This is a genomic window from Klebsiella sp. BIGb0149, from assembly GCF_004362605.1.
Lineage (GTDB): Bacteria > Pseudomonadota > Gammaproteobacteria > Enterobacterales > Enterobacteriaceae > Klebsiella > Klebsiella terrigena.
This window is the reverse complement of record NZ_SNYG01000001.1, coordinates 1,165,858-1,190,129: the sequence shown is the minus strand read 5'-3', so window position 1 is coordinate 1,190,129 and position 24,272 is coordinate 1,165,858. Positions and strand designations below refer to the sequence as shown.

The window sequence follows — 24,272 nt, the reverse complement described above, 5'->3', positions numbered from 1 at the left end:
CCCCCTCTAATCAGCACTATTTTTGCTAACTATAATGAGCCCCATGAAACAAAGCACCGCAGCGTTGTCCGGATGAAACCTGTACCTGTATCCTTTTTCCCAGGGGAATTTTTGATGAATGCTTTCACCAAAAAACTGACGTCCGCTATACCTGCGATGCTGCTATGTGCATCATTAAGTGGAGTCACGACAATGAGTTATGCTGATACTACCAATCCAAATGCGCCCGTTTCGATGGTCGAGAAATGGGATAAGACCTTCGCCGAAAGCAGTAAAGTGGATCACCGTAAGGTGTCATTCCAGAACCGGTATGGCATCACCCTGGTGGGCGATCTTTATATCCCCAAACGGCGGGGAGACCGCCGGCTGGCGGCAATCGCGGTCAGCGGGCCCTTTGGCGCGGTGAAGGAACAATCCAGCGGCCTGTATGCGCAGACGATGGCTGAGCAAGGCTTTGTGACGCTGGCGTTCGATCCCTCCTACACCGGCGAGAGCGGCGGTCACCCCCGCAACGTCGCCTCCCCGGATATCAACACCGAGGACTTTAGCGCGGCGGTTGATTTCCTCGGCTTACAAAAAGAGGTCGATCGCAACCGTATTGGCATCCTCGGCATCTGCGGCTGGGGCGGGATGGCGCTGAACGCGGCGGCAATGGATACCCGCGTTAAGGCGGTCGCCACCAGCGTGATGTACGACATGAGCCGGGCGATGGGCCACGGCGTTGGCGAAGGTAAAGATCGTTATTCCACGGCCGATCGCCGCGCCGTCCTGCAGTACCTGAACGAGCAGCGCTGGAAGGATGCGCAGAGCGGAACCTTCGCCCATTCCGGTCACGACATCTACGTCGACCAGAACGGCAAAGCCAGCGCTGCGGAGCGTATTCTGCCGGAGACCCTCCCCGCCGATCCTCACCCGGTGCTGAAAGAGTTCTTTGACTACTACCGGATGCCGCGCGGTTTCCACGAGCGTTCGGTTAATTCCACCGGCGCATGGACGGCGACAACGCCTTTATCGTTTATGAATATGCCGCTGCTGAGCTACGCCAGTGAAATTACCATCCCAACGCTTATCGTGACGGGGGAAAAGGCCCACTCGCGCTACTTTGCGGAAGATGCTTTTAAAGCCGTTGGCAGCAAGCAGAAGGAGCTGGTTATTGTGCCGGGCGCGAACCACGTGGACCTCTACGACAACGTCGCCGGTAAAATACCTTTTGCGCGCTTCGGGCAGTTCTTCAAAGACGGCTTAAAATAGAAACCTCGAAAGCTAACCTTTAACAAGCCGCCGGACGCTGGCCGGCGGCTTTTATTCCGACGCCTCCAGCCTGATGTTATCGAGCCCGCTGACAACATCGCACTTTATCCTTATCCATAATGTCGATCGCTATTGCATAAATAGCGTCCGTTCCGGCGCGAGCACCGCCAGCCCGGGGCGATATTCAGAGATGTAGCCCATGTCCACGCTGAACCCTGTAACACCCCGCGCTAAAGAGCACGCCCGCTGGGGCGGCATTTTTGCCATGACCCTGTGCGTTTTCGTGCTGATTGCCTCGGAATTTATGCCGGTCAGCCTGCTGACGCCGGTTGCCAAAGATTTGGCCGTGACCGAGGGGCTGGCAGGCCAGGGAATTGCCATCTCCGGGGCGCTGGCGGTCCTGACCAGCCTGACCCTTTCCACTATTGCCGGCAACGTGAATCGCAAATACCTCCTGCTGGGGATGACGGCTCTGATGGCGCTGTCGGGGATCGTTATCGCCCTCGCCTCCAGCTTTTCGATCTACATGGCGGGACGGGCCCTGATTGGTATTGCCATCGGCGGATTCTGGTCGATGTCCGCGGCCACGGCCATTCGCCTTGTGCCGCAGCATCAGGTCTCCCGCGCGCTGGCTATTTTTAACGGCGGTAACGCGCTGGCGACGGTGGTGGCCGCGCCGCTGGGTAGCTATCTCGGGACCACTATCGGATGGCGCGGAGCCTTCATGTGCCTGGTGCCCGTGGCGATAGTCGCCTTCATCTGGCAGTGCTTCAGCCTGCCCAATATGGCGGGCAGCACAAGCCGCACGCCGCGCGCAAACGTGTTTCGGCTGTTCAGCCGCCCGGTGGTCGCCATGGGCATGTCTGCCTGCGGCCTGTTCTTTATGGGGCAGTTTGCGTTATTTACCTACGTGCGCCCGTTTCTGGAGACGGTAACGCGGGTAAATAGCTCCGACCTGTCGCTTATCCTGCTCACGATCGGGGCGGCGGGTTTTGTTGGCACACTGTTCGTCTCCGCGTTCCTCAACGCGAGGTTTTATCTGACGCTGATGGCCCTTCCTCTGCTGATGGCCGCCATCGCCGGGACGCTAATAGTGGCCGGGCACAGCTTGTGGATTGTTGCCCTGCTGCTGGGCCTTTGGGGGATGTTTGCCACCGCTGCGCCCACCGGATGGTGGACATGGATAGCCCGCACCCTGCCCGAAGATGCCGAGGCCGGAGGCGGGCTGATGGTCGCGACGATCCAGCTCTCTATCGCCCTGGGTTCGACGGCAGGCGGCGTTGTGTTTGACCATTTCGGCTGGCAGTACGCTTTTGCGATGAGTCTCGCGCTGCTGCTCGGCGCCGTCGTGCTGACGTTTTTCACCGCCCGTCAACAAGCCGACGCGCGTTAATCACCGTCTGACGAATGCTGCGACGAGGATCCCACCGGCGATGGCAATGAGGGGCCTTTTAAGCACCAGCATCAGGATGGCGGTGGTCAGCAACGCCATCTGGGCGCCTCTGTCGCCGGTCGCTGCCGTGGGGGCGATAATGGCGACAAGCACGGAACCGGACATGGCCTGAATAAATCTTTTTATCTTGCCGTTGAGCGGCACAAAAGACATCACGTATACGCCACCCCAGCGGGTGGCGAGCGTCACCAGCGCCATCACGATGATGACCATTACCGCCCCGGCATCCGACATCTCAACGTTCATTTTTTTTGCCTCCCGGCACCATGCCCACGATCCCTCCGGCGATGGCGCCGGCAATCACGTGGCTGTTTTGCGGCAGCCATTTATAGGCCAGCAGCGAGGCGCCCGCCGCCACGCACCAGATAATGAACGTCCGCGGGCTCCTTTCCCCCTCAAACACCATGGAGAGAAGAAAGCACCCCATCACCATATCGAGGCCGTAGCGTTGGGGATCGTGGATTGCGCTGCCGAAGTAGAGCCCCACCACCGTACCGACAACCCAAAAAAGCCACAGCGCCAGACCGCCGCCAAAGAGCAGGCCCAGCCCCGGCCTGCCGCGGCTAAATGCCTGTATCGCCATCGCCCAGTTCGCATCGGATGCGACCGCCATGATCCCATAGCGCTTAGCCGGGGATAAATAGCGTAGCCACGGATACAGCGTGGCCCCCATTAGCAGATGCCTGGCATTGATCGCGAAAACGGTCGCCACAAGCGTGACTAGCGGCACCGGCTCTCCCCACAGGCCAAGCGCGGCGAACTGGGCGTAGCCGGCGAAAACCAGCAGGCTCATCATGGTCGCCGTAAGATGGCTTAGGCCCTCCTGCGAGGCCGCGAGGCCAAAGGCGGCGCCGAAAACGGCGACAAATAATGAAATCGGCATCAGCTCGCGAAAGCCGGAGCCAATAAGTGAGCCGTTCAGCAAAGCTAAATCGGCGCTGTTTTTCGTCATCGCGGGCATCGTCTTCTTCCAGTGGCGCAAACCTCAACTGAGAGCCACTATGCCCGCGTTGCGCGATCGATAAAAACGCATAATAATGGATGATACTATTTGCTTATCGAATACATGGAGCCAGCATGCATTTTCCGGATCTCCAGATGGACTGGCTCAAATGCTTTGTCGCCGTGGTCGATGCGGGGTCGCTTTCTGCGGCGGCGCCTGAGGTTCATCGCTCCCAGTCGGCGGTGAGCATGCAGCTTAAAAAGCTTGAATCGGCTCTCGGCTGCCAGCTTATCCTGCGCGGCCCCCGGCAAAACCAGCTCACGCCCGAAGGACAGAAGCTGCTGGGCTATGCCAGGCGGATGCTTGATTTGCACGCTGAGACCCAGGCCGCCTTTCACGGCGAGGAGCTCACGGGGCGCATTCGGCTGGGCGTGCCGGACGACTATGCGGCCAAATACCTGACGCCGGCCCTCAAGAGGTTTGCCCCTCACTTTGGCTCGATAGAGATCGAGCTCAGCTGCGAACAATCGACTTCGCTGATCCCGCGCGTTGAGAGCGGCGATTTAGACCTTGCGCTGGTCTCGCGGGAAAATGCCGGCCAGGGGACGCTGCTATTCTATGAACCGATGGTATGGGTCGGTTCTCCACAGTTTGAGGTTTGGCGGCGCGACCCGCTGCCCGTAGCGGTATACGAAAGTACGAGCATGGCAAAACGCAGCGCTATCAACGCACTAGCCCTACAGGGACGCCGGTATAAGGTGGTTTATAACAGCTCCAGCCTCTCAGGCCAGATTGCGGCAGTGGAGAGCGGGCTGGCGGTCGCGGTGCTGACCCAGTGCAGCGCCCCGCCGCACCTGCAAATTTTGGGCAGGGAGCAGCAGCTCGGGCCGCTGGAGCCGATGGCGGTGGCCTTATACCGGAGCCGCGCGTCAAAAGACTCTCTGGCGGTCGGGAGCCTGTATGAGTCGCTGCTGAGGACGCTGAGAACGTCGGCTGCGGACCCTTTCGCTTATAGAGACCCCGAGCAGCGCTGACGGCCCGTTTTATGCCCCGGACGATCGCCGCTAACGGCGCCGGCCCGGGATTGATCGTCAGGATGGCGCGAGGTCGGTTCGATCTCCGCGCGTCGTCGGATGGGAGATAACGATAAACTCCACCGCAGAATCACTATCATTTCTGGCCTGATGCTCTGAGCCAGGGGGAATTTCCAGCCCCTGCTGAGCGCCGATTTCGTGCCTCTTACCCGCCAGCTCCATGGTGAGAACCCCCTGCAGCACGAAGAAAAACTGTCTGGACAGGCAATGATAATGGCGCTTTTCGCTGGTGCCCGGCGGCATTTTTTCGTGAATGACGAGCATGTCCTGGCGGTTGAGCAGATACCAGCCGTCGCAATTATCGCCCCAAACATAATGCTCAGCGTTCTCTTTTGAAATCATCGCCCTGCTCCTTTTTTAGGCTATCCGCTTCTCAGGGAAGTGATTGCCAGCTTACCGAGCAAGCGCGGCAACCGCCAGCGTAACGCATTGCTCAACGGACAGTTTTCCGCTGTCGAGAACCAGCCGCTCTCTGTTCCAGGGCTCATAGTACAGGCCGGTAACGTTATGCCACTCCGGCAGGATTAATCCCTTGACCTCTGATGTCCGGGTTTCGACTCGCCGGCGATGTTCATCCCTGTCGGAGCACACCACTTCTATCTCTAAGAAGTCGCGTCCCGTAGAGAGTGCAACGTCGCGGTAAGCATCGCGCGTGAGGGTCAGGGGGTTCACCGAATCGGCAACGACCGTCGCCCCCATCTTCAGGTTTTCCCTCGCCACTGAACAGGCGACAAAGTAGCCCTCAGGCCCCATCTCCCGCGGATGTTCATGCGCTTCGCGGATTGCCTGCTCGATGGTGTCTATCCGCAGATAGAAGGCGCCGAGTCGCTTCACCAGCGCCTGCGCAATCGTGCTTTTCCCGCTACCGGGTAAGCCGCTGAAAATAATGAGCATCGTTAGTCCTTAACCTCCTTTAGGCCGGAGAATATCGTGCAGGCAAGCATTTACTCCGCCAGGTAGCCGCCATCGATGGGATAGACGCCGCCGCTGCAGAACCCGGCCTTTTCCGACAGCAGGAACAGGATAAAATCCGCCACCTCCTGCATTTTAGCCATTCTCTTTAGCGGATGGCTATTCGCAAAGGCGCTCTGAACGTCTGCGGGCAGTTGATTTATACGCGGCGTGCTGACGTATCCCGGAGCCACGGCGTTGACCCGCAGGCCCTGCTGCGCAAACTCCAGCGCGGCGGTTTGGGTGAGGCCAATAACGCCGTGTTTAGCCGTCGTATAGGGCGCCAGCCCGGGAATACCGACCAGGCCATTGACTGAGGATAAATTAACGATCGCCCCGCCGCCGGATTTTAGCAGCGGCGGAATTTCATATTTCATACAGTAAAAAACGCTGCTCAAAGAGGTGGCGATCACCCTCTGCCAGTTATCTATCGTCTGCTGCGCAATATTTTTATGACTTTCGCCGGTGATACCCGCGTTATTAACCGCATAATCCAGCCTGCCAAAGCGGGACACCACCTCATCGATCATCCGCCGCACCTGCTCCGGCTGCGAAACATCGCACGCGATACCCGCCGCGGTGCGTCCATCCGCTGACAGCGATTTAGCCTTGCGCTCCGCCTGTTCGCGGGTTCGGCCAACCACGACCACCCGCGCGCCCGCGCGGTGTAATTGCTCCGCGACCACCGCACCGATGCCGGCGGTGCTGCCGGTCACTATCGCGACTTTGTGTTGAAAGCTCATGTTCGCTCCTGTAGAGAATGATGTTTTTTGCTCTACAGGAGTATATGAAAAGGCAGTGACAGCTTTTGTCAGTACTCATCGCCCAGGCGAAGCCCCTCCTGCGCCCTCCATTTTCGCAATAAGCGGATCCTGCTTTCGTTATATTTATCGGCAAGCAGCGCGATTTGTATTATCCGGTCGGTTCTGAAATGGCGAAAATCTTTTCGCAGCTCGCACCATCCGGCCAGCAGCCAGCACTCCTCCATATAAACCAGTGCCACCGGCCATATCACTCGGGAAGAGAGTCGCTCGTTTTTAGCGCAATAGGCTATTTGAACTTTATGTCGGTGATTAATCGCGTGGCGCAGTTCAGGAAAAAAAGCCTCATCTCTTTCACCCGGCCCGGTCAGCAATGACTGATATTCGATGTGCTCCTTTAATTTATCAGGCGTCACCGAATGTATTTTTGCCAGCGTGCTTTTAGCGATCTTTTTAAAATCCGCATCGGTATTATGACAAACCCAGCTTAGCCCGAGCGTCAGGGCGTTAATTTCCTGGGCCGTAAAAACCAGCGGCGGCAGATGGTAGTCCGACTTAATAATATATCCCATGCCGGAACCGCCCTCGATGCAGACCCCCTGCTGCTGGAGCGTCTGAATATCCCGGTAAACGGTGCGCACGCTTATCGCCAAACGTTCTGCAAGGGTCGATGCGGTAACCGGATAGCGGTGCTCCCGCAGGATCTGGAGCATTTCAAGGAGCCTTTGCGTACGGGTCATCGCGTTTTCCTGTTATTCGCCGTGCCTCATTCTGCGCTTTGCCCGGCAGCTGACGTTAATACCGGGACGGTGCGCAGAGAATCAAACGCCGATCGGCAACGGCCTGATAATAGATAGCTGAAGAATACCCCATTCCTCAATGCAGCGGCAGCTATCGCAGGCCTGATTGCCGACCGCCGTTGAAACCCGCGGCCGGGTCAGGATAGAGAAGTTCGCTGAGAAAAATTATCGTTCGCGGGCGGAGGCCAGCCGTGCGCTATCGGATAGCTGAGATGAGGCATCGATCTGCCGGTTATTAACCCAGCGCACGGACAGCGGCGTAATAATGGCGGCAACCACCGACAGCGCGGCAATTAACAGATAGCCGGACGACAGATTAATATGCTGCAGCATCAGCCCCATAATCACCGGGCCGACAAACATTCCCAGCGAGTAAATCGTCTGAAAAAGCCCCATCCGGGTAGACTGTTCGTCCGGGCTGGTATTAATCACGCTAAGCGACATGAAGGCGGCAAAGGCCATACCGAATGAGAAACCGGCCAGCGCCTGCAGGGCATAAATGAGGTACATATTGTCGGTAAACGGAATACCGAGCGTCGAGAGGATCTGCAGAATAATCCCCGCCACGGCGGTTTTCATCACCCCCAGGCGCTTATAGAAAACCGAGCTGCACAGGGCGATGGCGAGCGCATAGAAGATCAGATGGATATTGCTTAGCAGCGACAGGATCCCCGCCCGGGCCCCCAGCTTTTCGGCGTAAATAGGGGTCAGGGTATCGCGGGTGGCGAACGGCACCAGAATAACGATGGTGGCTAAAATACCAATCAGCCACACGGAGCGATCGCACAGCTGCTTACGCGCCCCGGCGATACAGGCCTGCAGCGTCGGGGCGCGCACCGAATCGTGCACGTCGCTGATGCGGGTGGTCAGGATCAGCGCCAGCAGCCCGGAGACGCAGGAGAGTAAAAACGCGATGTTATTCTCAAAATAGTGAATTAATAACCCGCCGATGCAGTTGCCAATGAAAACGCCCACCGGACCGGCCAGCGCCAGCAGCGCCACGGCGGCCGGGGCTTCTTTACGGTCAAAGTAGCGGATAAACAGGATGTTATACAAAACCCACGTCGCGGCCGTTACGCCGTCCGCCGCCTTCGCCAGATACAGGGTCACCGCATTCGGCTCCAGCCAGGCCAGAGGCCAGGTGAAGATAGGCAGCAGCAGGCTGATTTGGATAAAGATTTTCCGACTTTTCACCACGTCAGAGACGATCCCCAGCGGAAAGCGAATCAGCAGCGTCGCCAGCCCGCTGGCCCCCATGATTATCCCCATCACCTGCGGTTCAATGCCCCTCTCCAGCATCATCGGCGCCAGAAAAGCGTCAATGCTGTGAATACAGATAAAAAACAGAATGCTAATGATAAAAAAGAGCCGGGCTTCAGGTCGGCGAAGTAGTGCTTGAAACATGGTTTGAACCTCTGAGAATTAATGGTTTTTAACCAATCAAGAACGGCATTTACCGGCTCTTCCCTCTGGCTGAATCTCCCTTTGCCCGGTATCGTTGACGGCATGAAATTGTCGTGAATACGTATTCAATTATTGAAGTTACGAAAAGGTTTCAATTTTGTAAAGTGACATAATTAACATTGTGAGAAATTTAATTTTTACTGTTGCATACGCATGCAAAGATGGTGTAAGTATAAAAAACACCCTCCTGCTGACGGCGGCCTAACGGCGTTGGCGAGAGTCCAGGATGAGGAACCGGGGTAATGAAACGTAAGAGTTTTGCGGCGGTCACGTCGCAACAGGTGGCGCAGCTGGCGGGGGTATCGCAGTCGGCGGTATCGCGCAGCTTTACGCCAGGGGCGAGCATCTCCCCGGCGACGCGTGAAAAGGTGCTGAAGGCTGCCCGGGAGCTTGGCTATCGCCCAAACGCGATCGCCCGCTCTCTCAATACCGCCCGGTCGCGCATCATCGGCGTGGTGATCTCCTATTTCGATAACCAGTTCTATCCGCAGGTTCTGGAAGCGCTGGCGCAAAAGCTCGATACCCTCAACTACCACCTGCTGCTGTTTATCGGCGACAGAGAGGGCAACGTCGACCGGATTTTCGATCAGATTATGCAGTACCGGGTCGACGGCATCGTGCTGGCCTCGGTCACGCTGTCGCTGGATCTCTCCGAAGAGTGCCTGGCAGCAGGGATCCCGGTGGTGCTGTTTAACCGCAGCCAGGAGAACGGCATGGCGTCGAGCGTGAACAGCAATAACGAAGCGGCGGCGCGGCAAATCGCCGAGTTTCTGCTGGCCGGCGAGCACCAGCGCTACGCCTACGTCGGCGGCGTTGCCGACTCGTCGGTGAATATCGCCCGTCAGCGCGGCTACCTGACGGCGCTGCAGGAGCAGGGCATCACCGACGTGCGGGTAGTGAACGGCAACTATGACACCAGGCAGACCATTCGTGCCGCCTATAGCCTCTTCTCAACGCCTCCGCTGCCGGACGCCATCTTTGTCGCCAACGACCATATGGCGATAACGGTGATGGATGTCGCCCGCTACGAGTTCGGCCTGCAGATCCCTCAGGATCTGTCGGTCATTGGCTATGACGATACCGGCCCGTCCGGCTGGCCCTCGTATGCCCTGACCTCCGCTTCTCAGCCGGTACAGGAGATGGTGGAGGCAGCGGTTGGGCTGCTGATGAAGCAAATTGAGAGCGGCACCATCGAGCCCGAGCAGATTACCGTACCCGGCATGCTGGTTGTGCGCCACTCTGCCCGCCGTCCGCACAGCGGCATCATTGAAAAAGAGGGTCTATCCCTGTTTCAGCCCCAGGAGCTTAAATGAGCAGATTACGCGGCTTCAGCCCCCAGTTTGATTCTATTCAGCAGTTTATTACCACGCTGACCCACGTCGTCTGGGAGCAGAAGGATATCGGCCAGCTGGCCGATTTCTACGCTTCGCCGGTGGTGTTTATTACCCCGGAAAAGCAGCTGACCGACCTTTCCCAGTTTATGCGCCATACCCTGGAGGCCATGCATAGCTTCCCGCAGCGCAGCGTGCTGACGGAGGATATTCTCTGCGCGGAAAGCGAGGGCGGCGAGTATTACGCCTCCCAGCGCACCGTGGCCTCAATACGCCACCAGGGCGAGGGCTTTTTCGGCGCGCCGACCGGCAAAAGCGTCTGGGTGCGCACCTGGACGGACCGCATCTGCGCCGACGGGGCGATACGCCAGGAGTGGCTGCTGCAGGACCGCACGGCGATCCTGGCCCAGCTGGGGCTGGACGTCCGCGAATTTGCCCGCAGCCTGGACAGCGTCCGCCAGCAGCTGGGGCTGGAAAAGACGCCGGCGGAGGCGCTGGACGCGCGCTGGGCCGGCGGACCCGACGGGGACGACGTCGATGGCCCCATCGCCGGGGTGATTGAGCGCTATCTGACCATGTGGGCCGGCGGCAACAGCGGGACGGTGCCCGGTCTATATCACCCCGCCGCGACGCTCTACGCGCCGGGCCACTGTATGGGCACCGGAGAGGCGGAAATCAGCGCGCTGCTCTCCGGCTACCGCGCTTCGTTCGCCGATAGCGAAACCCAGCTGCATCATCTGACCGTGCGTAAAGATGCCCATGAGCCGGTGCGCATCTCGCTGCGCTGGTCGCTATTAACCTGGCACGACGGCTACGGCAAATTTGGCGCGCCGACGCGCAAACCTATTTCTATTGCCGGCATCAGCCAGCTGGAATTACGCGATGGTTTAATTATTCGCGAATATCTCGGTATCGATGAATTATCAATATGGTCGCAAATCGTTAACTAGCAAATATTTATCATAGTTTATCTGCCGCAATATTAATTGCGGTAATAACATCGCCCATTTATAGGGTGCAGGTCGCTTATTGTCTGAATAACTCTGAACATCTATGCAGGAGGTCCTATGTCTTCAACAGAAGTAACAAATAAAGCTCCAGCAGTACCCGAAAAAAATAATAGTAAAATTCAGCGTGACGAGCCGGTATTACAGGTTGAACGCCGCGACTTTATCGATCTGGTTCCGGAAAAACGCCCGCGCGCGCAGTCGTTAAAAGGCTTTGATGAGTGCTATACAGATATTGTCGACTATATCGTGCGCTGTACCCATAAAATATGGGATGAGCGCGACGTCGGCCTAATTTATACCCACTACACCCACAACTGCGTGCTTTATAACGCGCTGGGGACGCTGTATAACCGCGAGGAGGTGGTGCAGGATACCCTGAAACGGCTGGTGGCCTTCCCCGAGCGTCGGGGCATGGCCACCCAGGTTATCTGGAACGGGAATGACGTTGACGGTTTCTATACCTCGCATCTGGTCACCGGCAGCGGCCGACATACCCAGTTCAGCCATCTCGGCCAGCCCACCAACCGCACGTTTGTCACCCGCACCGTTGCCGACTGCATGATCCACGAGAACAAGATCTACCGCGAGTGGGTAGTCAGCGACAACATGTCGCTGATGAAGCAGCTGGGGCTGAATACCGATGAAATCGCCGGCAACATGGCGAAAGAGCAGTTTGATAAGGGCTTCCGCGTGACCGATATCGGTGAGAACGGCCGCCTGCTGGGCCAGTATCCGCCGGAGATAGAGTGCGATACCTCCATCGCCCATACCGATACCGAAGAGCAGTGCCTGCGCTGGATGCACGAAATTTATAACCGTCGGATGCTGGGCAAGATCAAAGAGGTGTACGCCCCTAACGTCCAGTGGCACGGTCCGCTGATGAAAGAGCTGTACGGCGTGGCGTCCGTGACCCACCAGACCCTGGCGCTGATTGGCATGATCCCGGACGGCGCGTGGCTTCCGCAGCACATCTGCTCCAACCCGTGCGATGAGGGCGGCGTGAAGGTGGCGATCCGCTGGATTATGGAAGGTCATCACCTCGGCTACGGCGAGCTGGGCAAACCTACCGGGGAGCGTCTGTTCGTGATGGGCATGTCCCACTATCACATCGTGAACGGCAGAATTGTCGATGAGTGGGTGGTTTACGATCACCTGGCGCTGCTGGCGCAAATCAAACTTGGTCAGATGGAGAACGCATGATGCCTGCACAGTCAATTGCCGATCGGGTTACGTGGGTTAAACGTCCTCAGGGGCAGGATGAGAAGGCGGACCGCACGCTGACCGAAACCGTCAGCGCCATTATCGCACGCGTCAGGCAGGACGGGGACGAGGCGCTCAGGGACTACTCCCGCCAGTTTGATAAGCTGGTGCCGCAGCAGTTTGAAGTCACCGCCGACGAGATAGCGCAGGCGCTGGCCGACATGGACCCGCAGACCCGTCGCGACAGCGAATTTGCCATCGCCCAGGTGCGCCGCTTTGCGCAGGCCCAGTTTGCCACGATGCTGCCGCTGGAGGTGGAAACGCTGCCGGGGGTACATCTTGGGCATCGCATCATCCCGCTACAGAGCGTGGGCTGCTACGTCCCCGGCGGGCGCTACCCTATTCTCTCCGCGCCGGTGATGTCGATTGTGCCCGCCACCGTTGCGGGCTGCGAGCAGATTATTGCCTGCCTGCCGCCGGGCGCGCATCCGGCGATGATAGCCGTCTGCCATCTGGCCGGGGCCCACCGCATCTTTAAGGTGGGCGGCGCGCAGGCGATTGCGGCGATGGCGTGGGGCAGCGAGAGCATTCCGGCGGTGGATAAGATCGTCGGCCCCGGCAACGCCTACGTTAATGAGGCCAAGCGCCAGGCGTTCGGTAAAGTGGGGATTGATGCCCTTGCCGGGCCGAGCGAAATCTTCACCGTGGCCGATGAGAGCGCCGATCCGCGCATTCTCGCCGCTGACCTGCTGGCCCAGGCGGAGCACGACGTCCATACCCGCGTCGGGCTGGCGACCACCAGCGAAGATATCGCGAAACGCACCCTTGCCGAGATTGAGCGCCAGCTGGGCAACCTGCCTACCGCCGCCACGGCGGGAGAGGCCTGGCGTCGTCAGGGCGAAATCGTGGTCTGCGAGACGGAAGAGCAGCTGATCGCCTTTGCCGACCATATCGCCACCGAGCATCTGCAGGTTCATACCCGCGATCCGCACGCCACCGCGGCAAAAATCCGCCACTACGGCTCGCTGTTTATCGGCCAAAATGCCAGCGTCGTCTTTTCGGATAAGTGCTGCGGAACCAACCATACGCTGCCGACCATGGCGGCGGCACGCTACACCGGCGGGCTGTGGGTGGGCGCCTACGTCAAAATCTGCACCCATCAGTGGATCGACGAGCCCGGCATCGCGGCCATCGCGGAACCGGCCATTCGCCAAAGCCGCACCGAGGGAATGCAGGGACACCGCCGGGCGGCGGAGATCCGCCTGCATCCGCAGGCGATTGACGCCATTACCGCCGGCCTGCGAGATTAGGCTGCGAGCACCGGCAGGCCGCGCGGCCTGCCGCATTACCGTCTTCAGGAACCTACGCTATGCGCGCAATGCGTCTTATCCCACCTCCGGACTGTCGCGAAGAGATAGCCCGCAGGCTCCAGCTGATCGCCGACCATCATCACCTCAACGCCATTATTGGCGTGAACGCGGATGCCGTCGCCGAGGCCGAACGCTGCCAGCGGCTCCGGCGCGAAGGCGGCCTCGCCGGGCCGCTGCACGGCGTACCGCTGATCGTGAAGGACAATATCGCCTGCGCCTCCCTGCCGATAACCCTCGGGTGCCGGGGGCTGGCATCGCTACGGGCGACATCCGACGCGCGGGTCATCCGCCGCCTGAAGGCCGCCGGAGCGATTATTCTCGCCAGGGCGAATATGTCCGAGTTTGCTTTTGACGTTCGCTCCCGCAGCTCCCTGGCTGGCGACGTGCGTAACCCGCAGCGTCCCACGGTGACCGCCGGCGGCTCGAGCGGCGGCAGCGCGGCCGCCGTGGCCGTCGGTATGGCGGACGGCGCCCTGGGAACGGATACCGGCGGTTCGATTCGCATTCCCTGTAGCTATAACGGACTCGTGGGGCTGCGCCCCGCCTTTCGCCGCCAGATGCTTGAAGGCGTTGCTCCGCTCTCCGTCAGCAAGGACACCGTCGGCCCGATGGTCCACGGCGTGCGCGATGCCGCCCTTTTACACGCCATTATGCACGGCGAGCGGCCCGTTGAGCCGCCGGCCGCATCGCTGAAATCGCTCCGCTTAGGGGTGATTAGCGCGCTGGAGGGCGCAGACCCGGCCCAGCTAACGGTCTGGCATCACGCGCTGGAGGCGCTTCGGCTGGCCGGTGCGACGCTTGTCGAGGTGGAGCTGCCCGTTCTCACGGAGGTGCACTCCCGGCCCTGCCTTAGCCTTTGTGAATTTCAGGTGGCTATCAACGGCTGGCTGGCGCATCAGCCGGGCGCGCCCGCCAGCCTGCGGGCGATTATCGCCTCCGGCGAATATCTCCCCGAGTTTCGGCCGCTGCTGGAGCAGATGCTCACGTCGAACGGCCTGAAAACACCGCAGTGGCTGAGCGGCCGCCGCTTTCAGCGCCGCCTGTACCAGACCCTGGGCCAGGCCGCAGAGCACAACGCGATCGACGCCTTTGTCTATCCCACCGTCAGCCGTCAGCCGATAAGCCTTGAAAAAATGCCTCCGGGCTGTGCGCCGGAGCTGGCGGCTATCAGCGGCCTGCCCGCCATCACCCTGCCGTGCGGGCTGGTGCAGAACGGGTTACCGGTTGGAATGGAGCTGCTGGCGAAGACGCGGGACGAGCGCGCTTTACTGTCCATCGCCCTGGCCTGCGAAAGCATTTTTCAGCCAGGCTAAGCGAGGCGCGTTGGGGCAATGCCAACCGGCCCCCGGGCGGGAACCCTTCCCGGGGGCGCCACCCCTGAGCCTGATGTGCCGTCGCGGCGGCCCCTGGCGCCTCTCGCTGCTGCCTGCCAGAGAAACAGGCAACTTTCAGGCAGGATCGGGCTCACCTCTACCATTATCTCCCCGCTACAGTGTGGCTTTCTTACCCGCAAACAAGCTGGAGCAACAATGAAAACTTATGGTTATGCCGCATTGAGCGCCGATTCGCCCTTAGCCCCTTTCGCCTTCGAACGCCGCGCCCTGCGCGATAACGACGTGGCAATTGAAATCCTCTACTCCGGCGTGTGCCACAGCGATCTTCATCAGGCACGCAACGACTGGCAGGAGTGGGGACCCACCGTTTACCCGCTGGTCCCCGGCCATGAGATCGTCGGTCGGGTGATTGACGTCGGTGCCAACGCGAAACGCTACGCCATCGGCCAGATGGTCGCGGTAGGCACGATCGTTGACAGCTGTCAGGAGTGCGATCAGTGTCGCCGTCATGAAGAGCAGATGTGCCGTGAGTTCCCCACCGTCACCTACAACGGCCGCGACCGCCAGACGGGAGATATCACCTACGGCGGGTACTCAAAACAGATAGTGGTGCGCGAAGAGTTTGTCCTCAACCTGCCGCAGGGGCTCGATCCGTCGCTGGCCGCGCCGCTGCTGTGCGCCGGTATTACCGTCTATTCGCCTCTTAGAACCTGGCATGTCGGACCCGGTTCGCGCGTTGGCGTGCTGGGGATCGGCGGTTTAGGCCACCTCGCGGTACGGATGGCGGCTGGCCTGGGAGCGGAGGTGACGGTGATCACCCGCAGCGCCGCCAAGGCTGAAGAGGCGCATCAGCTCGGTGCAGAACGCGTATTGCTCTCCACCTCGGATGAGGCCATGCGCGAGGCGGCCTCTTCGTTTGACGTCATTATCGATACGATCCCGACGCGGCACGACGTCTCTCCCTACGTGCAGCTGCTGGATGTCGAAGGCGCGCTGGTCATCGTTGGCGCGCTGGGGGATATGGAAGGGTTCAGCACGCTACCGCTGATTATGGGGCGTCGACGCATTACCGGCTCGCCGTCCGGCGGGATTGCGCAAACGCAGGAGATGCTGGATTTTTGCGCGCGCAAAGGCATCTATCCCGACTGCGAAACCATCAGCATGCAGCAAATCAATGAGGCGTTCGAACGCATGGAGCGGGGCGACGTGAAGTATCGTTTTGTGATTGATATGGCGTCGCTCACCGCCGCCTGAATACGCATCAGCCGGTCACCCCGGCTGATTTTATTTCACACCAAAGGCCGGGTAGCCGGCCCCTTTCAGCAGCTGTTCTTTGTCCTGGATCGGCGTCACGCCAAACATCCGCTTATACTCGCGGTGAAACTGCGTCACGCTCTCATACCCAACGCGGATTGCCACGCTGGCAGCATCGCCCTCCTCGGCAACCAGCAGGCGGCGCGCTTCGTGCAGCCGCAGCCGCTTTTGATACTGCAGCGGGCTCAAAGAGGTCATCCGGCGAAAATGATGGTGAAGCGTCGAAACGCCCATGCCGGCCATCCGCGCCAGCTCTTCGACCTTCAGCGGCTGCAGATAGTTGTCGCGCAGCCAGCCGATCGCCACGGAGACGCGCTGGCCGCTGGTGCCCGCCACGACCGTCTCGCGGAACACGCTGCCGGCATCCCCAATCAGTATCAGGTAGAAGATTTCGCGAAGGGTTAAGTCATTTATATATTGCCGCTCATGCTCCGGCAGTTCCGCATTGGCCAGGTAACGCCGCACGGCATCGAGCAGACGAGCGTTCGCCTCTCCCAGGGCCATCCCGGCGCTCGGCTGGCTCACGCGCCCGCCGCGGAGTTCCATATCGGCTATCACCTCCCGCGCCAGCCCTAAATCCAACCCGATCAGCAGCGAGAGAAACGGCGCGTCCGCGCTGACGGCAGGGACTTCAGAGACGGTGGGTAAATTTATCGCCGTGAGGAAAAAATAGGATTCGTTATAGGTATAAACCGTCTCCCCCACGGTCACGTTCTTTTCACCCTGAATCACCAGCGACAGGCTGGGATCATAAACATGCGCCATCGGCGGCATCGGCTCATGCAGCTCCGCCATCATCACGCCGGGAAAAGGCGTAAAAATGCCCGGCTGGCCGGCGGTATGGCGCTGAATCAGGGTCGCAATATCCTTCCGGACCCCGGCAGTCTGCTGCCGTAGCCGCTCTGTTTTTCGGTCAATACGCTGAAGCACTCGGTGACACCTGTAGTTGGAGTGAAAATGAGCGGAAGTGATTATCTTAAAACAGGAATGAAAAATTATCGGCGTGGATTGTGCTGAATAAGATAAAAGAGCGCCGCCTGCGCGATGAGGAGATATGCTGCAGGGCGGCAGGTTGCCGGGTCCGTGCGTCGTTAAAGTGACGGGGCGCCTTTTCAGGTCGCCCCTGTTTATCGCTGCGGCTACGCCTCATACGCCGCGGTATGGAAATCGATCTCCCACTGCAGCACCTCGCCGTACAGCGCCGACAGCGCCTGCTTTTCGCTTTCATTTAGCGCCATTGCGCAGCGGTCCAGCTCCGCCTTCAGCCAGCAGGCCTGGCTGTAGAACTCCTCCTCCGCATGCATCTCGACCCAGCGCCGCAGATCCGCGTCGCTCTGGGGGCCCTCGCTCACCCGCCGGCACCAGCAGTAGTACATCCACTCCGCGCCGAACATCAGGGTAATAATCTGTTCATAGCTCCCCTCTTGAGCGATACGCAGCATGCCGTCGCGAAAACGGCGCACCCCGGGGCGGTCGTCCGGATAGTCGACAGGATTAACCCGGCGCTCGGCCAGCACCTGTTCAAACCAGGCGATCTGGGTGTCCACCAGCGCGTTGAGGACGCCGATCAGCCAGCGCTGCTGGCGAATATCCGGCGCCTTGCTGACGCCGAGGGCAAAAATGGCGATCGCCGTGGCGACAAAGTTGCCCTCAAAGACCAGATAGCGGTTAAAAACCGTCTCCGGCAGGCGGTCCTGCTCGATATCGACCACAAAGCGGTGCTGCTGCATCGCCTGCCAGACCTGCTGATGTTCACGCAGCAGGCGCTCGCTAAAGTCCTCCATTACGCCTCCTCCAGCGCGGCCTGAGCAACCGACATAAAGTGCTTCACCCGCGCCAGATCGACATCGTTCCACCAGACGCCGTCCACCTTCATGGTGCTGGCGACGATCACTCCCTGCGTGCGCCCGAGGATCTGGCAGACGTTGGCCGGCGTCACGCCGGAGCCCACCAGCAGCGGCAGCTCTGTGGCGGCGCGGATCTCATCGATCTCCTCCATGGTGGCGCTATCGCCGGTGCGCTGGCCGGTGGCGATCACCGCGTCGGCCTCGAAGAAGTCCACGTCGCGGGTCAGCTCCTGAATCGAACGGTCGGCGACGATGGCGTGGCTGCCGTGCTTAACGTGGCTGTCGGCAAAGACGCGAATATGCTCCGCGCGCAGCTGGCTGCGATAGCGCAGCGCCTTCGCCGCCGCCCCTTCAATAAACCCCTCGTTGGCGATATAGGCGTTGGCCCACTGGTTTACGCGGACGAAATCGGCACCGCCGGCCAGCGCGGTAGCCAGCGCGGGGATCGCGGCGTTGGCCAGTACGTTAATCCCCAGCGGCACGCCGAAACGCTCGCGAACTTTCTCGGTAATGACCGCCATCAGCGCCGATGTTTCAGGGCCAATATCCTCCGGTTTGGCAAAGGGAATATCGCCGTGGTTTTCAACAATCAGGCCGTGAACGCCGCCCGCAATATAATTTTCGGCATCCCTAAGCGCACGTTCAATAATACCATTAACTGATTTACCACGATATTTAGGTGTACCAGGAAAGGGATCGCAGTGAATAACACCGATGACAGCTTTGCGACGTGAAAAAATATCTTGTATTGCGTTAGGTTTTTCTGCTGATATAGAGGTCATGTTATCCATCCTGTTAAGGGAACACTATGCGTGTTTACGTTATCGGTAATATTACCGTAGATGAAACCTGGTCTATTTCGGATATACCGAAAAAAGGCACATCGATTCATGGCATTAAAGTTTCGCAGGATCTCGGCGGAAAAGGCGCGAATCAGGCGATTATATTATCCCGCTGCGGCATAGATACGCGCTTAATTGCGGCCACGGGAAATGACAGCAACGGAGCCTGGATACGCCAGCAGCTAATAAATGAACCATTGACGCTGCTACCCGTCGAAAATTTCAACCAACATAGCGACACCTCGATTATCTTAAATAGCGCCGATGGCGATAATGCTATTATTACCACCACCGCCGCCGCCGATACCTTTAGCCTCGATGATATTCTGCCGCATCTGGCAGAGGGCGCTGCGGGCGATATTGTGCTGCAGCAGGGTAACTTCTCGCTGGACAAAACGCGGGCCCTGTTCCAGTTCGCCAAAGCGCGCGGGATGACCACGGTATTTAACCCTTCGCCGGTCAATCCTGATTTCTCCCTCCTGTGGCCGCTTATCGATATCGCGGTAGTGAATGAGTCGGAAGCGGAGCAGCTACAGCCCTACGGCGTACCCACCCTCGTCATTACCCAGGGCGCCGCCGGCGCCTGGCTGGTTCGCGATGGCCAGCGTCGATTCTCTCCCGCTGCCGCCGCCGAGGCGCTTGATACCACCGGCGCGGGCGACACCTTTCTCGCCGTTATGCTGGCATCCGCGCTGCGGCGTGGCGTCGCGCCCGACGCTCTGGCGCTGGCTCATGCCAGCCGCGCGGCCGCCATCACCGTAAGCCGTCGGGGTACGTTCAGCGCCTTTCCCGACGGCCGCGAGCTCGCCGCCCTGTTAGCGACGGGCGATGCCTGAAGATTACTTAAACAGCGAACGGTAGCTATCAACGTTCGCTTTGGTCACCACCGTAGCCGGAACCAGAATGGTTTTCGGCACGGTTTTACCCGACGTAATCGTGTTCAGCGCCTTCAGCGCCTGGGCCCCCATCTGCTCAGGATCCTGCTGCAGCACGGCGGTAACGTAGCCGCCGTCGATGCCCGAAATCGCCTTCGCCGTCAGATCCCAGCCGAAGACCTTAATATCCTTCTGCCGCCCCTGGTTCTCCACCGCGGCAATAGCGCCGAGCAGCGCGGGTTCGCCGGTGGCGTAAATCGCCGTCAGATCCGGGTTGCCGGTAATCAGGTTTTCCGCCGCGGTCATCGCTTTATCCTGCACGTTCTGGCCGTCAACGACGTTGGCGACGGTAATTTTCGGGTTACTTTTCAGCGTCTCCTCAAAGCCCTTCTGCCGCTGGTTCTGAATCGCCGAGTTCAGGGCGCCGACGATCCCCAGCCGCGCCTGGCCGCCCATCTCTTTCTGCACGTAGTCAACGAAGTATTTACCAATAATGCGTCCCCCTTCGATATTATCCACGCCGACCTGGGCCGCCTGAGGCCCCGCCGGTAATACCGCATCAATAGCAATTACCGGAATGTTAGCGGCGGCGGCCTCTTTTACCGCCGGCATAATTCCGTTGACGTCGATGGCGGCAACCAGGATGCCTTTAACGCCTTGCTGAATATAGTTTTCAATCGCATCATTCTGCGCGACGGGATTATCGTTGGAGTTGAAAATAACTAAATCTTTGCCGCTCGCCCTGGCCGCATCCTGCGCACCTTTATTCATCAGATTAAAAAACAGCGCCTGCTGATTGATTTGCACTAACGCATAGGTTGGATTGGCGGCACTGGCGGAAGAAATAAAGCTAACCGATGCCAGCAGAGACGTTGCAACAGCAATAAAACGCAGTTTTCCGGTGTTAAATAACATCATCAGTATCCTCGTCGGGAATCATTGATAGCCAGCAGAGTTCCGCGCCGCGGTGCGAACGCAGAAGGAGTATTTTTTTGGCGGGCAAATATCGTATATGGCCAGCACGATCGCAGATCGTTTGGCTAATACCAGCTTGATGCATTCCGGCAACCGGTCCGTTTCGGTGCGCGACTGGAATGTTTTAAGCGGGTTTGGGAATGACTTCCCGGATGATGCGGTAAACTTCCTATACAATTCTCCGCCGATTAAATTTTGTCAAGCATTTATTTAGCGCCGCCGCGGGCGGAAAAATTGCTGTATTGACCGCGCTTAACTATGTTACAGATAGCCGACTCTGGCAGAAATGGCGCAGGAAATGAGTATAAAACGCGTATTGTTATCCGATGTGGCAAAGCTGGCGGGACTGTCAAAGGCCACCTTATCTCGCTATATGAACAACAATATCGTGCTGCCGCAGGAAACTATCGACCGCATTGAAACGGCGATCCGCGAGCTGGACTATCGCGGAAACAGCCTGGCACGGCGCCTTAGCAAAGGGGGCAGCGAAACCCTCGGTCTGGTCCTCCCCGATATCACCAACCCCTTCTTTGCCGAACTGGCCGACGCCGCCGAGGAGGCCGCTTCGGCCAGCGGCTACAGCCTGGTGCTGTGCATCACCCGCAACAACCCGGAAAAAGAGTGCCAGTTCATTCGCTGGCTGGATACCTGCCAGGTTGACGGCCTGCTGTTCACCACCAACCGCCCCGATAACGGCCTGCTGCGTAAAGAGGTTCAGCGTCACGAGCGCATCGTTTTGCTCGATGAGGATATTCCCGGCAGCACGGTGCCGAAGGTGTTTGCCGATAACGTCCAGGGCGGACGAATTGCCACGGAGAAGCTGATCGCCGCCGGGCATCGCCATATCGCCTTCATCGGCGGGCCGGACAAGCTGATGAGCGTGCGTGAACGCTACCAGGGATTCTGCACCGCAATGGAGCAGGCCGGCCTCAGCTGGCCCCCCGAGTGGGTCATGTACGGCGACTACCAGCGCGAATTCGGCCAGCAGGCGCTTAAGCGCCTGTTCAGCCAGCCGCTGCGCCCCACCGCCGTCTTTGCCGCCAGCGACTATCTGGTGCTTGGCCTGCTCGACGGGCTGCGCGCCTGCGGGCTACAGGCGCCGGAGGCGCTGTCGCTGGTCGGCTTCGATGACGCTAACTATGCCGATTTTACCCAGCCGCGCATCTCCACCATCCGCCAGCCCGCGCGGGAGCTGGGCCGCACCGCGGTGAGCATCATGCTGCGCCTGCTGAATAACGAGCAGGATATCCCGGCGGAAACCCGCCTGCCGGTGGAATGGATTGGCCGCGATTCGATCAAAATTTGTTAAGCACGTCCCAAAATGGCGCAAAAGCGCCCAATTTTGGCGCAAAAAACGTTCAACTTAAAATCCCTTTATTATAATTAGTAAACCGGTTTACTTATAAACCGTTAATAAATTCTTTCTGTTACATAGGGTTAAGTGATGGGGCTGCTGTGGTTTTTCTGCCCTGGCACGGATGCTGCAATGTTCTTACTGGCGAACAAATATCTTAATAGCGTTTGACCTGACTGCGCTTGTGAAAGCTCCACTCCGCAGGTAAACCGGTTTACAAGGGCGTAAACCGTGTTGGATGGAGTCTTTTACCCACGACGGCAAACATTTTCCCGGCAATAGCGATGGGAGCGATCGGATGCAGCAGCCACAAACTATCCCGCCAAGGGTAGAGATGATCAATATCACCAAGACCTACGGGTCGATACGTTCCCTGCGCGGCGTAAACCTGGAGCTGGCTCCGGGCGAAGTGCTGGGCCTGGTGGGCGATAACGGCGCGGGGAAATCAACCCTGACCAAAGTGCTGTCCGGGGCGGTGATCCCCACCAGCGGCACTATCCGCATCGACGGCGAACAGCACCAGTTTACTAACCCGGCGGACTCTCGCCGCTGCCATATCGAGATGGTGTATCAGGACCTGTCGCTGTGCGACACCGTTGACGTTGCGGGCAACCTGTTTATGGGCCGCGAGCCGATGAAATCGGTGCTCGGCATCCCCTTCCTCGACGAGGCCAAAATGCACGCCGACGCGCGGGAGATGCTCAAGGGGCTGGGTATTTCCATTCCCGATACCCGCCTGCTGGTCCGCAACCTCTCCGGCGGTCAGCGCCAGGCCATTGCCATCGCCCGCGCGGCGGCCTTTGACCCCAAGGTGCTGATTATGGATGAACCCACCGCCGCGCTTGCCGTGGCGGAAGTGGAAGCGGTTCTGGAACTTATTCGTCGCGTTTCGGCTCGCGGCGTGAGCGTCATTCTGATCACCCACCGTCTGCAGGATCTCTTCCTCGTCTGCGATCGGATCATGGTGATGTATGAAGGCACCAACGTCGCCGACCGGCGGGTGGCCGACACCAGCCTGAGCGATATCGTAAACCTGATCGTGGGCGAAAAATTCACCGCTCGCTCAGCGGCAGCACACTGAGGTAATAGGATGAGTATCATGAACTTAAGCAGCTCCCGCATGATCCAGCATTCGCTGCCGCGCCGCCTGCTGCATAACCACTCTGGCGTGGTCAGCATCGCGCTGTTTTTCGTCTTCTGCTGCGTGGTGTTTTCACTCATTACCAGCAACTTCCTTACCGGAACCAACTGGCTGAATATCATTCGCCAGAGCGCCCCGCTGCTGATCGTGGCGACCGCGATGACCCTGGTGATTACCACCGGCGGCATCGACCTGTCGGTGGGCTCCACCCTCGCGCTGGTGGGCGCGCTCTCCGCCATCGCCCTCAACAGCTGGGGTTTGCCGTGGCCGGTGGTGCTGCTCGGCGGTCTGCTGCTCGGCGGATTAGTCGGCGCCATCAACGGCTTCTTCATCGCCTATGAAGGCATTCCGGCGTTTATCGTCACCCTCGCCACCCTCGCCGTGGTCCGCGGCATCGCGCTGCTGGTGACCCAGGGCTATTCGATTCCGGTTCCCGCCGACAGCCTGTTTACCTTTATCGGGCGCGCGTGGGTTGTGGGTATCCCGATGCCGGCGCTGATCGGCATCATGATCCTGGTTATCGGCCATATCGTGCTGAATCATATGCGCTTTGGCCGCTACGTCACGGCTATCGGCGCCAACGCCGAGGGCGCACGACGCAGCGGGATTAACACCAAAGCGGTGACCATGCGGGTGTATATCATCAGCGGAATGGCCGCCGCGCTGGCCGGCATGATCATTACCGCGCGCCTCGGCAGCGGCTCGTCCAACCAGGGGGAAGGCTTCGAGCTGCAGGTGATTGCCGCCGTGGTCCTCGGCAGCACCAGCCTGTTTGGCGGCTTCGGCACCATTATCGGCACGCTGCTCGGCGCGCTGTCGATTGCGGTTATCCAGAACGGGCTGATCCTGTCGCATATCTCGCCGTTCTACACCCAGATAGCCACCGGCACCATTATCCTGCTGGCTATCTGGCTCAACACCCGCATTCTTAACCCCACGCGATCTGCGGCGAAAGGATAGCT

General features: G+C 59.2%; 24 protein-coding genes and 1 pseudogene. 13 read left to right on the top strand and 12 right to left on the bottom strand.

The genetic code is table 11. The features are described 5' to 3' along the window. The first annotated feature begins 114 nt into the window (after nucleotides 1-114). Nucleotides 115-1,251 (top strand): alpha/beta hydrolase, encoded by a 1,137-nt coding sequence (locus tag EDF75_RS05725; protein WP_133597681.1) that lies wholly within the window; start codon nucleotides 115-117, stop codon nucleotides 1,249-1,251. A gap of 199 nt (nucleotides 1,252-1,450) precedes the next feature. Further along, nucleotides 1,451-2,644: an MFS transporter gene (locus EDF75_RS05720; protein ID WP_133597679.1), complete on the top strand. Its 1,194-nt coding sequence runs from the start codon at nucleotides 1,451-1,453 to the stop codon at nucleotides 2,642-2,644. Here EDF75_RS05720 and EDF75_RS05715 read toward each other — a convergent pair whose 3' ends face one another. Together EDF75_RS05715 and EDF75_RS05710 are read right to left on the bottom strand one after the other, a co-directional pair. Then, nucleotides 2,645-2,950 carry an AzlD family protein gene (locus tag EDF75_RS05715; protein WP_133597677.1) on the bottom strand — a complete coding sequence of 102 codons (306 nt, stop codon included), beginning with the start codon at nucleotides 2,948-2,950 and terminating at the stop codon, nucleotides 2,645-2,647. It lies immediately after the preceding gene. Beyond that, entirely contained in the window at nucleotides 2,940-3,665 is a 726-nt protein-coding gene (locus tag EDF75_RS05710) for an AzlC family ABC transporter permease (RefSeq protein ID WP_241783172.1), read from the bottom strand. The genes EDF75_RS05715 and EDF75_RS05710 overlap by 11 nt, the downstream gene beginning before the upstream one ends. Before the next feature lie 116 nt (nucleotides 3,666-3,781). Here EDF75_RS05710 and EDF75_RS05705 point away from each other — a divergent pair, with 116 nt between their 5' ends. Next, nucleotides 3,782-4,681 carry a LysR family transcriptional regulator gene (locus EDF75_RS05705; RefSeq protein WP_133597675.1) on the top strand — a complete coding sequence of 300 codons (900 nt, stop codon included), beginning with the start codon at nucleotides 3,782-3,784 and terminating at the stop codon, nucleotides 4,679-4,681. A gap of 57 nt (nucleotides 4,682-4,738) precedes the next feature. Here EDF75_RS05705 and EDF75_RS05700 read toward each other — a convergent pair whose 3' ends face one another. The 6 genes and pseudogenes from EDF75_RS05700 to EDF75_RS05680 all read right to left on the bottom strand — a co-directional run bounded on the left by EDF75_RS05700 (nucleotide 4,739) and on the right by EDF75_RS05680 (nucleotide 8,657). Beyond that, a complete protein-coding gene (locus tag EDF75_RS05700) occupies nucleotides 4,739-5,083 on the bottom strand; it encodes a cupin domain-containing protein (protein WP_133597673.1) in 345 nt (114 codons plus the stop codon). Nucleotides 5,084-5,134: 51 nt separating this feature from the next. Continuing rightward, complete coding sequence (locus EDF75_RS05695) at nucleotides 5,135-5,635, bottom strand: P-loop nucleotide/nucleoside kinase family protein (protein ID WP_133597671.1); 501 nt, start codon at nucleotides 5,633-5,635, stop codon at nucleotides 5,135-5,137. Nucleotides 5,636-5,685: 50 nt separating this feature from the next. Beyond that, nucleotides 5,686-6,435 carry an SDR family NAD(P)-dependent oxidoreductase gene (locus EDF75_RS05690; RefSeq protein WP_133597669.1) on the bottom strand — a complete coding sequence of 250 codons (750 nt, stop codon included), beginning with the start codon at nucleotides 6,433-6,435 and terminating at the stop codon, nucleotides 5,686-5,688. Between the two features lie 68 nt (nucleotides 6,436-6,503). Then, nucleotides 6,504-7,025 carry a helix-turn-helix transcriptional regulator gene (locus tag EDF75_RS05685; RefSeq protein ID WP_243733512.1) on the bottom strand — a complete coding sequence of 174 codons (522 nt, stop codon included), beginning with the start codon at nucleotides 7,023-7,025 and terminating at the stop codon, nucleotides 6,504-6,506. Continuing rightward, a pseudogene (locus tag EDF75_RS27460) lies at nucleotides 7,026-7,193 on the bottom strand (helix-turn-helix transcriptional regulator); the annotation flags it as partial. A gap of 225 nt (nucleotides 7,194-7,418) precedes the next feature. Beyond that, entirely contained in the window at nucleotides 7,419-8,657 is a 1,239-nt protein-coding gene (locus EDF75_RS05680; protein WP_133597666.1) for an MFS transporter, read from the bottom strand. Nucleotides 8,658-8,959: 302 nt separating this feature from the next. On the opposite strand from EDF75_RS05680, the gene EDF75_RS05675 reads away from it, so the two are divergent. The 6 genes from EDF75_RS05675 (at nucleotide 8,960) to EDF75_RS05650 (ending at nucleotide 16,216) form a co-directional block, all read left to right on the top strand. Beyond that, on the top strand, nucleotides 8,960-10,030 hold the full coding sequence (locus EDF75_RS05675; protein WP_133597663.1) for a LacI family DNA-binding transcriptional regulator: 1,071 nt from the start codon (nucleotides 8,960-8,962) through the stop codon (nucleotides 10,028-10,030). Beyond that, nucleotides 10,027-10,998 (top strand): nuclear transport factor 2 family protein, encoded by a 972-nt coding sequence (locus tag EDF75_RS05670; RefSeq protein ID WP_133597662.1) that lies wholly within the window; start codon nucleotides 10,027-10,029, stop codon nucleotides 10,996-10,998. Before EDF75_RS05675 ends, EDF75_RS05670 begins: the two co-directional genes overlap by 4 nt. 117 nt (nucleotides 10,999-11,115) lie before the next feature. Then, entirely contained in the window at nucleotides 11,116-12,258 is a 1,143-nt protein-coding gene (locus tag EDF75_RS05665) for a nuclear transport factor 2 family protein (RefSeq protein WP_123707563.1), read from the top strand. Continuing rightward, entirely contained in the window at nucleotides 12,255-13,568 is a 1,314-nt protein-coding gene (gene hisD, locus EDF75_RS05660) for a histidinol dehydrogenase (RefSeq protein WP_241784498.1), read from the top strand. Before EDF75_RS05665 ends, hisD begins: the two co-directional genes overlap by 4 nt. 59 nt (nucleotides 13,569-13,627) lie before the next feature. Next, a complete protein-coding gene (locus EDF75_RS05655) occupies nucleotides 13,628-14,941 on the top strand; it encodes an amidase (protein WP_133597660.1) in 1,314 nt (437 codons plus the stop codon). Nucleotides 14,942-15,157: 216 nt separating this feature from the next. Next, nucleotides 15,158-16,216, top strand: a complete 1,059-nt coding sequence (locus EDF75_RS05650) for an NAD(P)-dependent alcohol dehydrogenase (protein ID WP_133597658.1) — start codon at nucleotides 15,158-15,160, stop codon at nucleotides 16,214-16,216. A gap of 30 nt (nucleotides 16,217-16,246) precedes the next feature. Here the strand turns inward: EDF75_RS05650 and EDF75_RS05645 are convergent, their stop codons facing one another. The 3 genes from EDF75_RS05645 to EDF75_RS05635 all read right to left on the bottom strand — a co-directional run bounded on the left by EDF75_RS05645 (nucleotide 16,247) and on the right by EDF75_RS05635 (nucleotide 18,905). Further along, nucleotides 16,247-17,206 carry an AraC family transcriptional regulator gene (locus EDF75_RS05645; RefSeq protein WP_133597656.1) on the bottom strand — a complete coding sequence of 320 codons (960 nt, stop codon included), beginning with the start codon at nucleotides 17,204-17,206 and terminating at the stop codon, nucleotides 16,247-16,249. A gap of 209 nt (nucleotides 17,207-17,415) precedes the next feature. Next, a complete protein-coding gene (locus EDF75_RS05640) occupies nucleotides 17,416-18,060 on the bottom strand; it encodes a TenA family protein (RefSeq protein ID WP_133597654.1) in 645 nt (214 codons plus the stop codon). Further along, nucleotides 18,060-18,905 carry a BtpA/SgcQ family protein gene (locus EDF75_RS05635; RefSeq protein WP_133597652.1) on the bottom strand — a complete coding sequence of 282 codons (846 nt, stop codon included), beginning with the start codon at nucleotides 18,903-18,905 and terminating at the stop codon, nucleotides 18,060-18,062. Before EDF75_RS05635 ends, EDF75_RS05640 begins: the two co-directional genes overlap by 1 nt. Nucleotides 18,906-18,931: 26 nt before the next feature. On the opposite strand from EDF75_RS05635, the gene EDF75_RS05630 reads away from it, so the two are divergent. Further along, the gene (locus EDF75_RS05630; RefSeq protein ID WP_133597650.1) at nucleotides 18,932-19,801 is read left to right on the top strand and encodes a PfkB family carbohydrate kinase; all 870 of its coding nucleotides are present in this window, start codon (nucleotides 18,932-18,934) and stop codon (nucleotides 19,799-19,801) included. 3 nt (nucleotides 19,802-19,804) lie between these two features. Here EDF75_RS05630 and EDF75_RS05625 read toward each other — a convergent pair whose 3' ends face one another. Further along, nucleotides 19,805-20,758: an ABC transporter substrate-binding protein gene (locus EDF75_RS05625; RefSeq protein ID WP_133597648.1), complete on the bottom strand. Its 954-nt coding sequence runs from the start codon at nucleotides 20,756-20,758 to the stop codon at nucleotides 19,805-19,807. Nucleotides 20,759-21,101: 343 nt separating this feature from the next. Here EDF75_RS05625 and EDF75_RS05620 point away from each other — a divergent pair, with 343 nt between their 5' ends. The 3 genes from EDF75_RS05620 to EDF75_RS05610 all read left to right on the top strand — a co-directional run bounded on the left by EDF75_RS05620 (nucleotide 21,102) and on the right by EDF75_RS05610 (nucleotide 24,270). Next, nucleotides 21,102-22,124, top strand: a complete 1,023-nt coding sequence (locus EDF75_RS05620; RefSeq protein WP_133597646.1) for a LacI family DNA-binding transcriptional regulator — start codon at nucleotides 21,102-21,104, stop codon at nucleotides 22,122-22,124. A 379-nt stretch (nucleotides 22,125-22,503) separates the two neighbouring features. Then, nucleotides 22,504-23,250, top strand: a complete 747-nt coding sequence (locus tag EDF75_RS05615) for an ATP-binding cassette domain-containing protein (RefSeq protein ID WP_161795676.1) — start codon at nucleotides 22,504-22,506, stop codon at nucleotides 23,248-23,250. 18 nt (nucleotides 23,251-23,268) lie between these two features. Next, nucleotides 23,269-24,270 carry an ABC transporter permease gene (locus EDF75_RS05610; RefSeq protein WP_166646139.1) on the top strand — a complete coding sequence of 334 codons (1,002 nt, stop codon included), beginning with the start codon at nucleotides 23,269-23,271 and terminating at the stop codon, nucleotides 24,268-24,270. Nucleotides 24,271-24,272: the final 2 nt, after the last annotated feature.

What these genes read in the sequence shown, in the direction of transcription:
- hisD (WP_241784498.1), top strand. Translation starts at nt 12,255, where the DNA reads ATGATGCCTGCACAGTCAATTGCCGATCGGGTTACGTGGGTTAAACGT.
- EDF75_RS05635 (WP_133597652.1), bottom strand. Translation starts at nt 18,905, where the DNA reads ATGACCTCTATATCAGCAGAAAAACCTAACGCAATACAAGATATTTTT.
- EDF75_RS05675 (WP_133597663.1), top strand. Translation starts at nt 8,960, where the DNA reads ATGAAACGTAAGAGTTTTGCGGCGGTCACGTCGCAACAGGTGGCGCAG.
- EDF75_RS05680 (WP_133597666.1), bottom strand. Translation starts at nt 8,657, where the DNA reads ATGTTTCAAGCACTACTTCGCCGACCTGAAGCCCGGCTCTTTTTTATC.
- EDF75_RS05630 (WP_133597650.1), top strand. Translation starts at nt 18,932, where the DNA reads ATGCGTGTTTACGTTATCGGTAATATTACCGTAGATGAAACCTGGTCT.
- EDF75_RS05690 (WP_133597669.1), bottom strand. Translation starts at nt 6,435, where the DNA reads ATGAGCTTTCAACACAAAGTCGCGATAGTGACCGGCAGCACCGCCGGC.
- EDF75_RS05670 (WP_133597662.1), top strand. Translation starts at nt 10,027, where the DNA reads ATGAGCAGATTACGCGGCTTCAGCCCCCAGTTTGATTCTATTCAGCAG.
- EDF75_RS05665 (WP_123707563.1), top strand. Translation starts at nt 11,116, where the DNA reads ATGTCTTCAACAGAAGTAACAAATAAAGCTCCAGCAGTACCCGAAAAA.
- EDF75_RS05685 (WP_243733512.1), bottom strand. Translation starts at nt 7,025, where the DNA reads ATGGGATATATTATTAAGTCGGACTACCATCTGCCGCCGCTGGTTTTT.
- EDF75_RS05615 (WP_161795676.1), top strand. Translation starts at nt 22,504, where the DNA reads ATGATCAATATCACCAAGACCTACGGGTCGATACGTTCCCTGCGCGGC.
- EDF75_RS05650 (WP_133597658.1), top strand. Translation starts at nt 15,158, where the DNA reads ATGAAAACTTATGGTTATGCCGCATTGAGCGCCGATTCGCCCTTAGCC.
- EDF75_RS05710 (WP_241783172.1), bottom strand. Translation starts at nt 3,665, where the DNA reads ATGCCCGCGATGACGAAAAACAGCGCCGATTTAGCTTTGCTGAACGGC.
- EDF75_RS05640 (WP_133597654.1), bottom strand. Translation starts at nt 18,060, where the DNA reads ATGGAGGACTTTAGCGAGCGCCTGCTGCGTGAACATCAGCAGGTCTGG.
- EDF75_RS05725 (WP_133597681.1), top strand. Translation starts at nt 115, where the DNA reads ATGAATGCTTTCACCAAAAAACTGACGTCCGCTATACCTGCGATGCTG.
- EDF75_RS05700 (WP_133597673.1), bottom strand. Translation starts at nt 5,083, where the DNA reads ATGATTTCAAAAGAGAACGCTGAGCATTATGTTTGGGGCGATAATTGC.
- EDF75_RS05715 (WP_133597677.1), bottom strand. Translation starts at nt 2,950, where the DNA reads ATGAACGTTGAGATGTCGGATGCCGGGGCGGTAATGGTCATCATCGTG.
- EDF75_RS05620 (WP_133597646.1), top strand. Translation starts at nt 21,102, where the DNA reads ATGGCGCAGGAAATGAGTATAAAACGCGTATTGTTATCCGATGTGGCA.
- EDF75_RS05655 (WP_133597660.1), top strand. Translation starts at nt 13,628, where the DNA reads ATGCGCGCAATGCGTCTTATCCCACCTCCGGACTGTCGCGAAGAGATA.
- EDF75_RS05610 (WP_166646139.1), top strand. Translation starts at nt 23,269, where the DNA reads ATGAACTTAAGCAGCTCCCGCATGATCCAGCATTCGCTGCCGCGCCGC.
- EDF75_RS05720 (WP_133597679.1), top strand. Translation starts at nt 1,451, where the DNA reads ATGTCCACGCTGAACCCTGTAACACCCCGCGCTAAAGAGCACGCCCGC.
- EDF75_RS05705 (WP_133597675.1), top strand. Translation starts at nt 3,782, where the DNA reads ATGCATTTTCCGGATCTCCAGATGGACTGGCTCAAATGCTTTGTCGCC.
- EDF75_RS05625 (WP_133597648.1), bottom strand. Translation starts at nt 20,758, where the DNA reads ATGATGTTATTTAACACCGGAAAACTGCGTTTTATTGCTGTTGCAACG.
- EDF75_RS05695 (WP_133597671.1), bottom strand. Translation starts at nt 5,635, where the DNA reads ATGCTCATTATTTTCAGCGGCTTACCCGGTAGCGGGAAAAGCACGATT.